The organism is Nostoc sp. UHCC 0251, assembly GCF_034932245.1.
In the GTDB taxonomy this organism is placed as follows: domain Bacteria; phylum Cyanobacteriota; class Cyanobacteriia; order Cyanobacteriales; family Nostocaceae; genus Nostoc.
The window spans coordinates 1-13,071 of the sequence record NZ_JAYGHD010000110.1 but is presented as its reverse complement, the minus strand read 5'-3'; the positions used below and the strand labels follow the sequence as shown (position 1 = coordinate 13,071).

The window sequence follows — 13,071 nt, the reverse complement described above, 5'->3', positions numbered from 1 at the left end:
CTGGCTCCCCTACATATACTTAGATTTTTTCATAAATCAAATACTAGTCCTATAGTATTTATTACTGATTGGGCAACTTTTTGCCATAAATTGCTCCGCATTATTAAAAAAAAATTGTATCTATGACAGATTGTCATACTTTGGCGTTGATTTTATTTAAAATGAGAAAGGAAAAAAAATTGTTTGTTAGGAGAGAGCCATGAAATTAATTTCGGCAAGCTGGCGACGCCTTAGTTTAGCTGTGTTAACGATCCTTTTAGTTGTTAGCAGCTTTGCTGTTTTTACTCCCAGTGCTTCGGCTGAAACTTACAGCGTGAAACTGGGTAGCGATAAAGGAATGCTGGCATTTGAACCGAAAAAGTTGACAATTAAACCAGGTGACACAATTGAATGGGTGAACAACAAAGTTCCTCCCCATAATGTTGTGTTTGATGCTGCCAAAAACCCCGCCAAAGACGCTGCTTTAGCAAAATCCCTGTCTCATAAGAATTTGCTGATGAGTGCTGGTCAAAAGGAAACAACCACCTTCCCCGCAGACGCACCTGCTGGTGACTACACTTTCTACTGCGAACCCCACCGTGGTGCTGGTATGGTTGGTACAATCACTGTCGAAGGCTAGAAACCTCGCCGTTGACACAAGATGATTTATCAGTGAAATTAACTCATCGCAACACGCCACACTCCTAGAGTGACGCACACAATGAATAAATGGCGGTAACGAGTCCGTATCATCCCTTAAGATGCTAAGTAACCTGTGGCGATACAGGGGTGAACTCGTTACCGCCAATTTTGATCAAATTTGACTTAATCAGGGATTAATCGCGTTTATACTCTTGCTGGAGGCTTGTTGCGAGGAAATTCTATTGAGAATACTTTTATTAATTCTACTGTTGGCGATCGCTATATTCATATTGACATTCATTAGCCCAGCACTAGCTGCCGAAGCATCCAACGGTGCTAAAATTTTCGAGGCTAACTGCGCTTCTTGTCATATAGGTGGCGGTAATATCCTTATTAGCCAGAAAACCTTGAAAAAGGAAGCATTGTCAAAGTACCTAGAAAATTATAATAGCGACTCAATCGAGGCGATTATCCACCAAGTGCAAAATGGTAAAAATGCTATGCCTGCTTTTAAAGGTAAGTTAAGTCCTGAGGAGATTCTGGAGGTAGCTGCTTACGTTTTTCATAATGCAGAACAAGGCTGGTGAACTACCTATACTGTACCGAAGGACAGTGTGACGAAGTAGCGATCGCTACTTTGTCAACTTCTAAAAACGGTATTTTAAAAATGAATGATAAATTTAGAATCTTTATCATTCATAGCTTTTAGCTTATTCATAATCCAAAATCACCAAAGGGTGATTATTTTTCTGGATTAGACTTTTCTCTGTTTTCCTTCACTTCACGCAACCGTTCTACTAATTTTGCATCCGATTCAGCAGAAGGTATAGGCTGACTCTTATTGACTCTCGGCAGCACTAACGGTTCAGAAGTTTTAGGCTGGCTATTTCTAATTCGTAGTTCAGGGAATGGTTTAGAAGTAACTGCTGGTGAGGGCGTAGGTTGATTGCTATTGACCCCCGGTGCAGAGAATGGTTTAAGAGTACCTGTCGGTAAGGACGCAGGCTGGTTATTTCTGATTTGCTGTTCAGAGAATGGTTTAAGAGTACCTGTCGATGAGGACGCAGGCTGGTTATTTCTGATTCGCAGTTCAGGAAATGGTTTAGAACTATCTGCTGGTGAAGGGGTAAGCTGATTGTTATTGATTCCCGGTACAGATAATTGAGTAGCCCCAGTGGTGTTGCTAGTGCTGTTTTGGAAAACTAAGTTAAATGGATAGGAACTGATCCGTTTATCTCCCTTGGGTGATTCCTTGTTGAAGTATTCCCTTGCTTGTGATTGCAATTCCTGAGAAACTAACTTGTCTTGAAACTTGATATCTAAGACCTTACCATCAGGATCTACCACTAATACACCCAAAACAGCGCCTTCAAGATTTGGCTTATCGGTGGGTAATGTTTGGCGGATGACTGGTTTTTGTTCAGCGTTCGGGTATTCTTGCTGGACTTCTTTTCTCAGTTTGGCATAAGACTCTAGCTGTGCAATTGCTAGTTCAGTTCCTTTGGCAGATAAATCGGTTGCTTGTGAGGTGGTTGCCCTAACTAGGGTTAAGCTATCCCCACCCCTTGGGGCTTGTTTTAGAGAATTTATTAGCTGGTTTTGAGAACTTCTAGACGCATCATTAATCGGTTGCGTCATCTGTGGATTCGTATTTACCTGTGCTGTTGTAATGGGGCTAGTGTCAGATAGATTCGGCGGTTGGGCATTTTGCAGAATCTCATCAGGTATTTTCTGCGACTGCAATTCTGGTAATCTATTTACAGCCAGTGGCTTAGGTGCCTCGTATTTGGTGTCACTGACATCCACACGAGGAACTGATGGAGAGAATTTGGGGCTGGTGTTGAATTTAGAATTGTCAAATTTAGAGGCGTCAAATCGCAAATTATTACTAGAAATCATCCGCAAAGACTGCCTTGTAGGCAAAGAGGAGACTCGATAGCTATTCGATGATGGAGGTAGCGGAGGCAGTACTAGCTGACTGGATGGCGCTGGTGCCAATGGGGGCAATACAGTTTGGGCGCTAAAGTTGGGATCAGAAAGTGGCGCTATTGGAGGAAGTTGTTGTAAACCAATTTGGGGTGTACTTTGCGGCAAACGGCTTTGGTCGGCTTGGCTCAATTCCAAAAGTCCGACTGTTTTGGATGATGCTGTATCTTTGGGTTTGCTAGAATCCATAGGCATCAATGGCACAATCATTGCGATCGCACCGTGGATGCCAAGAGAAGCTATAGCTGCTATCCCAATTGGCTGGCTTAAGATTTCTGGTATATTTTTAAACAGGGAGACGTAAGACATAGTTGTTATCGTTCACTCGACTCAGTTGCAGTTGACTAGCGATTTTCTCTTTGTTGACTATATTGCAAGATAGTGCAATATATGCGTCCCTCTAAGGAAATAATAACTTCCTATTTTGGCCATTAAAAAGCCAAAATACTCGTTTATTAAAGTTTTTAATTGATCAATGACGCTGTATCATGTGTTCCAATTTGAGCTTGCTAAAGAGATATTTGAAAAATTACTACTTTTGATTCCTTATCGTTATGAAGCACACAATTGAAATTGATATCTGGGATATTTATAAAATTTCAGTTAACACACAAGTTTGAGAAAATTACAACATCTGCTGAAGTGGCTTTATTCTTTCTACTGTTTTCAGTCAACTACGCTTCTGTAACAGATGGCACACCTAACATATCCAAGAGTAGTCCCTATCTGAAAATCCTACCACATCAGCAGTCCCTAAAACTGTTGCAAATTGTACAATTTTATTGACATTGTAGTTCTAAACCCCACCAAAGCTATTTGGTTTTTTATAAAAGGAGTCAGTCATGCGATCGCAATTCATTATAGCTTTTGAATTCTGACTAGTTCTTCGTAGAAAAGTTTCAAACCCTCAATCATTGCATCCAAAATTCAAAATGCCGTTACCGACAGTTATTGTACCGGGATATCTTGAAAGCGCGATCGCTTACCGTCAACTAGAACAATCTCTACAACAGTTAGATTTTCCCACGGTTACAGTACCACTGCGACGGCGCGACTGGTTACCTACTATTGGAGGAAGACCTGTAACACCGATTCTACAAAAACTCGATCTGACGATCAAGCATACATTGCAGCAACATAATGCTACTCAAATTAACTTGATTGGTCACTCAGCAGGAGGTTGGATATCCCGCATTTACATGGGAGAAAAGCCCTATTTAGGACGCGGTAATGTCAAACCATCCATCTGGAAAGCACATCCCCTGGTTGCTACTCTCATCACTTTGGGTACACCCCATATTAGTCAAGAACGGTGGACACGCTCCAATCTAGATTTTGTCACCAATAATTACCCAGGAGCTTTTTACAAAAACGTTCATTACGTTTGCGTAGCTGGCAAAACTATCTTTGGGGAAAAGCGGCGCGGTAGCTGGTTAGCTTACAGTAGTTACCAATTAACCTGTGGTAAGGGCAACACTTGGGGGGACGGAATTACGCCCATTGAAGCTGCTCACCTGGAAGGGGCAGAAAATCTGGTGATTGAAGGCGTGAGGCATTCACCGAGAAGTCCTGGAATTTGGTATGGCTCACCAGAACCCTTAAAAGCTTGGGTACAGTATTTGATTTAAAAAACTTTATTTTTATATAAGAAAAGTAAAATTTATTAAAATTTCTTAGCTAAAATATAATAAGAATAAATACCTAGTTAAGAACAGGAGGGGTGAGCTATGGAAAGCACCCAGTTCGATAGGATTTTGCGACGAGTAGCGACGATAATATCAGTCGTGATTTTAACTCTGTGCTTAATTTATATCTCTACCGGAGTATTGCTGTCTTTTTACTATGAACCGACAGCAGGCGGAGCTTATAACTCATTGAAGATGATTAATACACAACTGCCATACGGCTGGTTGTTTTGGAGAGCGCATGATATTGCTGGTAATGCGGTAATTGCGATCGCTCTGATTCAAATTGTGGTGATGTTTTTAGGTCGGCAATTTCGCAAGAGTTGGCTGACTGCTTGGATTAGTGGGATTTTGTTGACCCTAAGTGCGATCGGGCTGAATTGGACAGCTATGATCCTAGATTGGACTCAGGAAGGATACTGGCGTTTTAACATTGAACTAGGAACGATCGAAGCCATTCCTTTCATTGGTGGACAACTGCGCGACATTCTGACTGGGGGTGGAGCGATTAACACAATTACTGTGGAACACCTTTACACAATCCATAGTTATCTAATTTTGGTGGCGACGCTAATTCTTGCCATAGTGCATTTATCTGCTTTACTGTGGCAGGAATGGGAAATGTATCAAGAAACGCCAAGACCAGAAATTGATAATTTGCAACAACCACCAGAAGGCGAATTTATTCCTTCCCAAGGCTCATAAATAGTCAAGAGTTAGGAATTCTTTCTTCTCCTGCCTCCATCCCTCTCATCCCCCAGGGGTGTCAGTAGTGAAAAGTTGAGATATTTTGGCAAGGGGGACTTCTTCAACTTCCGCTAACTTTTCTAAAGAGAGGCGAGTGGACTGGGTAGCACCAGATAAGCGTTTTAAAAGCTTAGGTCTGGGATCGTGCAACAAGTAGATAATGCGATCGCCAACTTCCCACTCATATTTTGCTGGCACTACTTGTAAACGTTCTTCCCGTTCTACCAATAGCGGTATCAACGCCCCAGTCTTAATCATTTCTTGGATACGCTCATTTTGACTAGAAAATTCTGACTCAGTTAGAGTGGTTGTTCCTAACTTGACTCGCCCATCATTCAAATATTCATTCCAAATCTTAATTGCTAAGTCTGGGATAAAAGCTTGATTAACTTTATTACTGACAGAGTTACTTGCTTGCGGATCGCGGGGGAAAACAGCTAAGACGCGTGGCGGATTAAACTCCTCAGATGCCCGTTGAGCCAAAACAAAATTCACCTCGCCATTACTTGTCATAGCCAAAAAAGTACCCATCGAGGCAAGTCCTGCCTCTTCCAAAACAGCAGCATCTAAAGCACTGCTGGCAATAACCCGCAGATTTTGCGCCTCAGCTTGAACAAGATATTGGGGGTCAGTATCAATCATGACCACACTTTCTCCCCGTTCTTGAAAGAACCGGGCAATTAAAAGACTTAAGGGATTACAACCCACAATCACTGCCCCAGTTGCATCTTTGGAGGTGATTTGCAGGCATCTAGCAACCCATCCAGCTGTTAGACCCTGGCAGACAACAGTCATGATAATTGTCAGAAAAACTAAAGCTTTAATGGAATCACCGCCGTTAATGCCGCGCTGTGTTAAGGAAATTGCAAAAAAAGAGGCTACGGAGGCGGCAACAATTCCTCTAGGAGCAACCCAGCTTAAAAACAGTTTCTGTCGCCAGTTTAGATCACTGTTCCAAGTACACAAGAGGATATTAATCGGGCGAACGACAAACATTAGTACCAAAACAGTAAATAAACTACCCCAACCCAAAGCAAACACACTGGCAATGGATAAATCAGCAGCTAATAAGATAAATAGCACCGAGACGCTGAGAATTGTTAGTTGACCTTTAAAGCTCCTTAACAGACGTTCTTCTGGAACTGAGGAGTTAGCAAAGACTGCTCCTGCAACTACTGTTGTCATTACTCCTGATTCACTGCGGATCATTTGCGATAAGGTAAACAAGCTCCAGAGTATCGCCAACACCGCTAAGTTTTTTAGCTCGAATGACAAAAAATCAGCGCGTTTGAAAATCAAACTCATCAGATAACCGCCAGCACCGCCAATTGCCGCACCAACACCCAGGCGCATGAGTAAACCGACGATCGCATTAATGGGGTCAGCATCGCCATTTAAAATCGTATCGAGGACAACGAAGGCGAGGATAGCCCCTACAGGGTCAATTAAAACCCCTTCTCCTTCCAAGAGTGTTGCTACTTGTCGATCTACATTGATTTGTTTGAGCAAAGGGCCAACGACGGTTGGGCCTGTAACCACAACGATAGAAGCATAGAGAAAAGCTATGTTCCAGGGAAATTCACCCAGCCAATGGGCTGCCATACTCCCACCAAGCAGTGTGATTAGCGTTCCTAGAGTGACGAGCAATTGCAGGCTGACTGAAACTCTACCTAACTCACGCAGATCCAAGTTAAGTCCGCCTTCAAACAAAATGATTGCCGTTGCTAGGGCGACAATAACTTCCAATCCAGTGCCTAGCAAATGGGGATGCAACAGCCCGATGCCATCAGAGCCAAAGAGGATGCCCAACAACAATAACAAGACGATGCTGGGTATGCGAAAGTATGCAGCCAGCACTTGGGCGCTAATGCCTGCAAGGACGGCGATCGCCATCTGTAGGGTAATTTCAAAAGATGCTTCCATGTTGTAGATTTTGAGCGATTTATTTCAAAATCTGTTGTAAAAAACCGTAGACATTAATTTTACACGGTACAACATCATACCCTTTGTCCATTGCTGAATGTAGCGTTTTTTCTATCTAGATATCCCTTTAAATCCCTAGCGCCGGTTTTTAATGTACCCTGCGGCTTCTCCCAGAAGCATCTACAAAATTCTTTGTGTATCTCCATGTCTTTGTATCCTCTTCAAGCTTTCGCCTCCACCCAGTTTAGCCGTCACAAACTTTTTTTGGCAAAACCTGTTGACAAAGGTCAGGAAATTGGTTAATTTATAAAAGGTCTGAGTCCGATGCCCCCATCGTCTAGAGGCCTAGGACACCTCCCTTTCACGGAGGTAACGGGGATTCGAATTCCCCTGGGGGTACTTAAAAACAATAGAAAAGCAAAATGAACTTTTGCTGTAAATCTACAGAGTAAAACTATCATCCAGTATTTTTGCTGGATGATAGTTTTACTATTAATTAAGGTTCTTTGTTAGCTAACTGTTCTACACGTTGGTGAATAGCCAAAAGATTTAACCGCAGGTCTTTGCTCAGGCGATTTTCAATAATTCCGACTGGCATAGTAAGTTTAGGCCAAACTTGAATTGTGTAGCAAAGATGTGTTCCTACACACTCACCGAGGGAGTAAGGCTCTAAGCACCAGCTACCGGAAAAGCCTTTAAAATCTCCCTCTACCATGCGAAAATTAATTTCTTTGGGGAAGCATTCTTCCAAATCCAGAACCACCCGTGCAGAAAAGTTGAAATTCAGTAAGCGCTGGGAGCCTACTTGCTCAAGTCTAATTCCACCATTAGGATGCTCGATTAGACGACTCTTGGCGAGGTTGGGAAGAAAGTCAGGTAAGGCTTCATAATCTGTCAGAACCTTCCAGATTTGTTCTACCGGTTGAGGAATTTGGACTTTGGCGCTGATTTGTCGCTGTCGCTCTGCTATTTTCTCAATTTGAACTTCTACCTTAGCCGCCACGACTGTATCAGCAGTCAAATCCTTTTCGAGGTTGATGTCATTACTAAAAGACTGGGAATCAAAGTTCTCTGTTGCGTTCTGTTTTTTAGTCACTTTCAGAATTATGATTTGCTTTCGTCAGAAAATTGGGGCAGAGTCAGGGTGAAGCAAATTTCGCTCTGTTCAGAATCCGAGATTGGGAGACTTTCAACTGCGATCGCTCCATTCAGATGCTGCACTAAAGACTTGACTAAAGCAAGTCCCAAGCCAGTCCCTGGAGTCCAGCGTCCTTTTCCACGACGGAACTTGTCAAAAATATAGGTTGCTTCTTCTTCAGAGATGGCGCGTCCTGTATTCGTCACTTTTATGATAACTTGATCGATTAGTTGATCAACTCGGTGAGCAGTTTCAAGGCGAACAACAGTATCAGGCTCTGAATATTTATAGACGTTCGTTAACAACTCTTGCAGGATGCGGTCAAAACTCTCCAATTCAGTTTGCAGTTTTAGTGATTCTTCTGGTAAATCTACAGAAATCTTTAATCCTTTCTCTGCGAGTTTTTTCTCAAAAGACGCAGCTATATCCTGAATTTTAGTATTTAAATCTATAGACTCTAATTGTGGGGCCTCGTGAGGCGACTCTAGTTTCTGGAGTGTCAACAAGTCATTAATCAAGTTAATTTCTTTTGTACATTCCTGCTCTAGGATATCCAGGTATCTAACCTGACGCTCTGGTGCTATTCCTGGCAAACGTAAGTTCCGAATTGACATCAGCATGTTTGTCAAAGGATAGCGCAAGCGATCGCTCATGTTGCTCAAAAATTCATCTTTGAGTTCATTAAGCTTCCGCAGTTGCTCTACATACTGCCGGGTTCTTTCATGCAATTTTGCCTGGAGTTCTAGACTACTCTGTAGTTTCGCCGTCCGTTCATCTACCAAAGTTTGCACTTGGCGCAATGTCTGTGACTGAATTATGGCGTTACTTACTTGAGCACAAACCATTTCCACAAGATTTAATTCTGCTGCTTGCCAACTGCGAGTCACAGCTTGCTGTAGCACCAAAAAACCTAAAATTTTACCCTGACTCTCTAATGGCACTAATAATACCGCAGGCAATTCGTCTACTGCAAATAATGGAGCAGCTGACGAGGTATCATTTTGCTCTATATAGTTATCAAAGATTACAGCTTTTCCTGAATCTATGAAGGCACGCTGGCATAAACCACACTCCGAAAGCAAGAAAGACTGATCTAAGGTATCTGATTTAGTACTGCGGGAAATTTGTGTTTCCTTAGCCCATTCACCAACCACTCTAGCTTTCGCTTTAGGAATTTGTTTTTTAGCTTGAGTTCTAAATAGTGGATCTGTATATTTTAGTAGTATGAGCAAACCCCGATCTGCCTGTAGAGATTCGGCAGTAGAGGTGATAACTAACTGGAGCATTTGATTAAGCTCCAAGTTGCTACGACTCAGTAAGGTTAATTGCTTGATCAAGCTTTGATACTGATTGCTCTTTTGCAGATGCTGTTGTTGATGAGCAATTAGTTGGGCTTGTGCTACGCGAGAAAAAGCGATCGCACAAGCCGATTCCACCTCTTTTAGCAGTTGTTTTTCTGATTCACTCCAATCATAAGGTTGGAATTTAATCAGACTAATCACCCCATTATTATTGCCACCAAACCGGGTAGGAATTGCCAAAACTGCTTTTATCGGTAGTGGCAAATATTGACACCCAATTACCAGACTGTTCTGAATGATGGAAATGTCTTCAATAGTCAATGGTTCAGCAGCACATTGCAGCACTGGCGAGTGCATAAGCAACTGTTCCATCGAAAACATCTCTTCTGGATGTGGTAACGCTAGATACTCATCAGCACACCAATTAGTAGTAGTTGCTTCCTCGGTTGTCTCACCGATTACTGAAACCAAGCAACAACAATCGACTTGAAAGACAACTCCTAGCAATTGGGCAATATCTTGCAGCATCAAGGCAGTAGCGGAGCTATTGGCAATGATTTGGTTAATCTTTTGTACCAACTTGCGGGCAGGTTCTTCCTGATGCTGCATCAGCTTGACTTGGTAAGGTTGTAGTCGATCTATGTCATCTACATATTGTGGCGGCGACGATAAAGGCTTTTTCATTCTTGGCACGCCCTCGGATAATAACTCCATTGTTTTTGCACCCAACCTGTTGGCATATTCTTCACCGTTAGTTGTGTTGCTCCACCTTGATAATTGACAATTCTTGTATGAATACTTTCTCTCACCTGTTATAGCCCTTTTCTATGGCAGATGGCCAAGTTGCCACTATATTAAGCAAATTGCTACATGGTTTAAGAGATACTTAGGATATTTTAAAATGCCCCAGCCTGATTATTTTTGGCTGCTTTATCTTCTTTATATTGAGATAATTAATTAACTTTGACTTAGGATATCCTGTGTGTAAGTATACATAAACCGTAATTTCTCTAGAATCTAAGCAAAATACCTCAGAGTTAACCGTAAAAATACTGGAGCTATTTTCCAAACTTTGTAAAATTTTGTTTTTATTTTAGTCTATTTAACAAGCTAGCTTTTGATCTGGATTGTTCTCAATCAAATATAACTAAGCCAGAGCTTCAAATAAATCTAACTTTTAACGACAATGGAGTATATATTTTACAATTCTTAACAATAAATTTTACTCTTTAGAGAGAATAAAGCTAAATTCTGAATGCAGCCCAATTATTTAGCAAAAATAACTGAGCTGCATTGCCTGAATAAAAGACTATCCAGCCAAACTCTCGACACTCAGAGGAACCATATCCCCATTCCTGGTTAGCCCTAACAACATCGGTTCTTGGGGTTGAATTAGTTGACCTGTGAGTACACAGCGTTCTTCTTGTTGAGCTATGGCAGCGATGCTAGCTCGAATGTCGGTTCGCGAAAATCGAGGCTTCCATTCACCTGATTTTTGCTGGACATAATTCCAAAGGATATCTCGGATCAAAGCTTGATACCCCTGATTTCCGGCTATTTCTTTGAGCTTATCTTTCAGTTCCCGCTCTAAGCGGATGCTGGTAACTTCCATATCGGTGGTTGGGGTGCGAGCGATCGTATGCATCACTATTTCTCCTTAAAGGTATAGACAAGATAGTAATACAAGTGTAGTATGTTTAAAGCGATCTTCAATAGGTGAAATTTTCTGTGAAATCCATTTACCCCATCTCTACTTCAATTTTGTGCGCCACCAATTGCCGAACCAATTGGGAATCGGCTGCTATGGAAGTGGAGTATTTATTTATGGGCGATGGTAGCCGAAATCATGGGCAAATCACAGAGGGTAATTATGACTTTAGACATCTCAGCATTAGTGCAGCGATTGCAAAACCACAACTAGATCAAAAAAGCGGGGGGTACAGGGAAAGAAATACTGTACCGATATGAGACCAGAAAATTTTCCGGTCAATTCTAACCCCCGCTTCACCGAAAACTTGAAGCGGGGGTTTTTTTATAAGGAGTGAAGCTGTGACGATATCTTCCATGCGCGGCGCGAACGCAATGCAAGTGTTAGAGCAATCTGTGGTGGTGTTTTCTCAAAATTACTTGCCACTGTGTCGGATCAATATTAAGCGGGCGATTGTGCTGTTAGTAACAGACAAAGCTCAACCGCTGGGTTTTACCACAGAAGGCGGATGGCGAGTTCACTCACCCAACTTAGTAATTGATGTACCAAAACACATTCGCTTAACAATTACTTCTAATGAGCGGATGTGGAAAGTTCCACCAGTGAATCGGCGGGAAGTGTTGCGACGAGATCATCACACTTGCCAATACTGCGGTAGCGGCAAACATCTAACGCTAGATCATGTGATGCCGCGATCAAGAGGCGGTTCTCACACTTGGGATAACGTAGTCACAGCTTGTGAGAAATGTAACTCCCGTAAAGGCAATTGCACCCTGTTTGAGGCTGGTATGCAACTGCGTACCAAACCAAAAGCACCAATCCACCCCGCGATTTCTTTTGCCGAACAATTTTGGATAGATATGCAAGGAAGCCTGGAATAACAGGAGAGCATAAGGAATGCTGAAATTAACTTACACTGAAAGCAGCTTTTATTTGGAATGTCTCACTCTGTCGCTAGAAGAATGGGTAGCGCAGCGAGTGATTTTAGCCCTGCGAGTTGGGCAAAGTTTATGCATTGAACCCAGTACCGCTTCCTTTTTGCTTCCTGTTGATTTGCCAGGAGTAGAAGTGCTTAAGGCTGAGGTAAAAAAAGATGACAGAGAAATCATTGCCCTCTGTGCCTGTGATGCCGAATATATGGAAGTCACCCTGCGGGGTTCTTGGCTATTAGATAGTTCTAAGGATGCTGTAGGTGTGTTTTTCACCACGATGAGCGATCGCGCTGAGTTCTTTTTGCACAAACTTTGGCAGGAAGCTCAAGAAATTAGTGCTTCTGTCATGAGCGAATAAATGAAATAGTCGGGTGACTCAATTTTGGATTTTAGATTATTCAATCCAAAATCCAAAATTTAAAATCTAAAATTCGGGGAGTAAAATTTCTCCCCGTTTATTTTGCTTCAGGATATCTAGTATTTCTAGGGTTGTCTTCGGCTAGGGCCCATCATCAATGCCTAGTTCCTGAGATGCACCTGATAAACTGTTTTTCCCTGAAATTTAGCTGGGACTGTAAAGGTAGGGTTTTCTACTTTGGCTGGCGGTAGTTGGGCATTAATTTGGCCCTTTGCTGGATGAGCTTAAATTTGTGCAGGATGGATTTTTCTGAAATGCTTGTTCAACCCCAGTTGTGGGGAAATACTACAAGCTGTAATCGTAGAGGCGATCGCGACAATACTAATTATCTGTTGTCGCTTGAAGAAGTTGTCTGTCACGTCAGGCTTTTAAAGATTCAGCCCAGCATAACTGTAGTTTGACTTTTCAGAAGAGCTAATTAAGCTCAAACCTAAGTACAGAAGCTTTTCTAGACAATTTCAAAAAAGTTTTCTGAAACCCCTTGACACCTCTTGTAGTATTTTGTAGTATAAATGTAGTGAGGCGAAAGACAAAGCTTCTCAAGGGTCAAATTCATGTTCTAAGCTAATCGGCATTTAAATTGCAACATAGTCACTATTGCCTTTGTTTTTT

General features: G+C 42.0%; 13 protein-coding genes and 1 tRNA gene. 9 read left to right on the top strand and 5 right to left on the bottom strand.

The genetic code is table 11. The annotated features are described in order from the left end of the window. Positions 1-199 precede the first annotated feature (199 nt). Both petE and petJ read left to right on the top strand, forming a co-directional pair. A complete protein-coding gene (gene petE, locus VB740_RS13885; RefSeq protein ID WP_323200574.1) occupies positions 200-619 on the top strand; it encodes a plastocyanin in 420 nt (139 codons plus the stop codon). A 244-nt stretch (positions 620-863) separates the two neighbouring features. Continuing rightward, positions 864-1,208, top strand: a complete 345-nt coding sequence (gene petJ, locus VB740_RS13880; RefSeq protein WP_323200573.1) for a cytochrome c6 PetJ — start codon at positions 864-866, stop codon at positions 1,206-1,208. 154 nt (positions 1,209-1,362) lie between these two features. Here the strand turns inward: petJ and VB740_RS13875 are convergent, their stop codons facing one another. Continuing rightward, positions 1,363-2,916 (bottom strand): hypothetical protein, encoded by a 1,554-nt coding sequence (locus VB740_RS13875; protein WP_323200572.1) that lies wholly within the window; start codon positions 2,914-2,916, stop codon positions 1,363-1,365. 623 nt (positions 2,917-3,539) lie between these two features. Between VB740_RS13875 and VB740_RS13870 the strand changes: the two genes are divergently transcribed. Together VB740_RS13870 and VB740_RS13865 are read left to right on the top strand one after the other, a co-directional pair. Further along, positions 3,540-4,235, top strand: a complete 696-nt coding sequence (locus tag VB740_RS13870) for a lipase (RefSeq protein ID WP_323200571.1) — start codon at positions 3,540-3,542, stop codon at positions 4,233-4,235. A 99-nt stretch (positions 4,236-4,334) separates the two neighbouring features. Continuing rightward, positions 4,335-4,997 carry a cytochrome b N-terminal domain-containing protein gene (locus VB740_RS13865; RefSeq protein ID WP_323200570.1) on the top strand — a complete coding sequence of 221 codons (663 nt, stop codon included), beginning with the start codon at positions 4,335-4,337 and terminating at the stop codon, positions 4,995-4,997. Positions 4,998-5,042: 45 nt separating this feature from the next. On the opposite strand, the gene VB740_RS13860 is transcribed toward VB740_RS13865, so the two are convergent. Further along, positions 5,043-6,962 (bottom strand): cation:proton antiporter, encoded by a 1,920-nt coding sequence (locus tag VB740_RS13860; RefSeq protein ID WP_323200569.1) that lies wholly within the window; start codon positions 6,960-6,962, stop codon positions 5,043-5,045. A 326-nt stretch (positions 6,963-7,288) separates the two neighbouring features. Between VB740_RS13860 and VB740_RS13855 the strand changes: the two genes are divergently transcribed. Further along, a tRNA-Glu gene (locus VB740_RS13855) sits at positions 7,289-7,361 on the top strand. 97 nt (positions 7,362-7,458) lie between these two features. Here VB740_RS13855 and VB740_RS13850 read toward each other — a convergent pair. From VB740_RS13850 to VB740_RS13840, 3 genes are all read right to left on the bottom strand, one after another. Beyond that, the gene (locus VB740_RS13850) at positions 7,459-8,001 is read right to left on the bottom strand and encodes an SRPBCC family protein (protein WP_416289819.1); all 543 of its coding nucleotides are present in this window, start codon (positions 7,999-8,001) and stop codon (positions 7,459-7,461) included. Positions 8,002-8,066: 65 nt separating this feature from the next. Continuing rightward, positions 8,067-10,085 (bottom strand): GAF domain-containing sensor histidine kinase, encoded by a 2,019-nt coding sequence (locus VB740_RS13845; protein WP_323200567.1) that lies wholly within the window; start codon positions 10,083-10,085, stop codon positions 8,067-8,069. Between the two features lie 625 nt (positions 10,086-10,710). Next, positions 10,711-11,046 carry a hypothetical protein gene (locus VB740_RS13840; protein ID WP_323200566.1) on the bottom strand — a complete coding sequence of 112 codons (336 nt, stop codon included), beginning with the start codon at positions 11,044-11,046 and terminating at the stop codon, positions 10,711-10,713. A 71-nt stretch (positions 11,047-11,117) separates the two neighbouring features. Here VB740_RS13840 and VB740_RS13835 point away from each other — a divergent pair, with 71 nt between their 5' ends. The 4 genes from VB740_RS13835 to VB740_RS13820 all read left to right on the top strand — a co-directional run bounded on the left by VB740_RS13835 (position 11,118) and on the right by VB740_RS13820 (position 12,860). After that, positions 11,118-11,369 carry a hypothetical protein gene (locus tag VB740_RS13835; protein ID WP_323200565.1) on the top strand — a complete coding sequence of 84 codons (252 nt, stop codon included), beginning with the start codon at positions 11,118-11,120 and terminating at the stop codon, positions 11,367-11,369. Positions 11,370-11,483: 114 nt separating this feature from the next. Beyond that, the gene (locus tag VB740_RS13830) at positions 11,484-11,990 is read left to right on the top strand and encodes an HNH endonuclease (RefSeq protein ID WP_323200575.1); all 507 of its coding nucleotides are present in this window, start codon (positions 11,484-11,486) and stop codon (positions 11,988-11,990) included. A 16-nt stretch (positions 11,991-12,006) separates the two neighbouring features. Next, positions 12,007-12,399, top strand: coding sequence for an alr0857 family protein (locus tag VB740_RS13825; protein ID WP_323200564.1), 393 nt, complete (start codon positions 12,007-12,009; stop codon positions 12,397-12,399). 314 nt (positions 12,400-12,713) lie between these two features. Then, positions 12,714-12,860: a hypothetical protein gene (locus VB740_RS13820; RefSeq protein WP_323200563.1), complete on the top strand. Its 147-nt coding sequence runs from the start codon at positions 12,714-12,716 to the stop codon at positions 12,858-12,860. Positions 12,861-13,071 lie beyond the last annotated feature (211 nt).

What these genes read in the sequence shown, in the direction of transcription:
- petE (WP_323200574.1), top strand. Translation starts at nt 200, where the DNA reads ATGAAATTAATTTCGGCAAGCTGGCGACGCCTTAGTTTAGCTGTGTTA.
- VB740_RS13875 (WP_323200572.1), bottom strand. Translation starts at nt 2,916, where the DNA reads ATGTCTTACGTCTCCCTGTTTAAAAATATACCAGAAATCTTAAGCCAG.
- VB740_RS13870 (WP_323200571.1), top strand. Translation starts at nt 3,540, where the DNA reads ATGCCGTTACCGACAGTTATTGTACCGGGATATCTTGAAAGCGCGATC.
- VB740_RS13865 (WP_323200570.1), top strand. Translation starts at nt 4,335, where the DNA reads ATGGAAAGCACCCAGTTCGATAGGATTTTGCGACGAGTAGCGACGATA.
- VB740_RS13860 (WP_323200569.1), bottom strand. Translation starts at nt 6,962, where the DNA reads ATGGAAGCATCTTTTGAAATTACCCTACAGATGGCGATCGCCGTCCTT.
- VB740_RS13845 (WP_323200567.1), bottom strand. Translation starts at nt 10,085, where the DNA reads ATGAAAAAGCCTTTATCGTCGCCGCCACAATATGTAGATGACATAGAT.
- VB740_RS13840 (WP_323200566.1), bottom strand. Translation starts at nt 11,046, where the DNA reads ATGCATACGATCGCTCGCACCCCAACCACCGATATGGAAGTTACCAGC.
- VB740_RS13830 (WP_323200575.1), top strand. Translation starts at nt 11,484, where the DNA reads ATGCAAGTGTTAGAGCAATCTGTGGTGGTGTTTTCTCAAAATTACTTG.
- VB740_RS13825 (WP_323200564.1), top strand. Translation starts at nt 12,007, where the DNA reads ATGCTGAAATTAACTTACACTGAAAGCAGCTTTTATTTGGAATGTCTC.
- VB740_RS13820 (WP_323200563.1), top strand. Translation starts at nt 12,714, where the DNA reads ATGCTTGTTCAACCCCAGTTGTGGGGAAATACTACAAGCTGTAATCGT.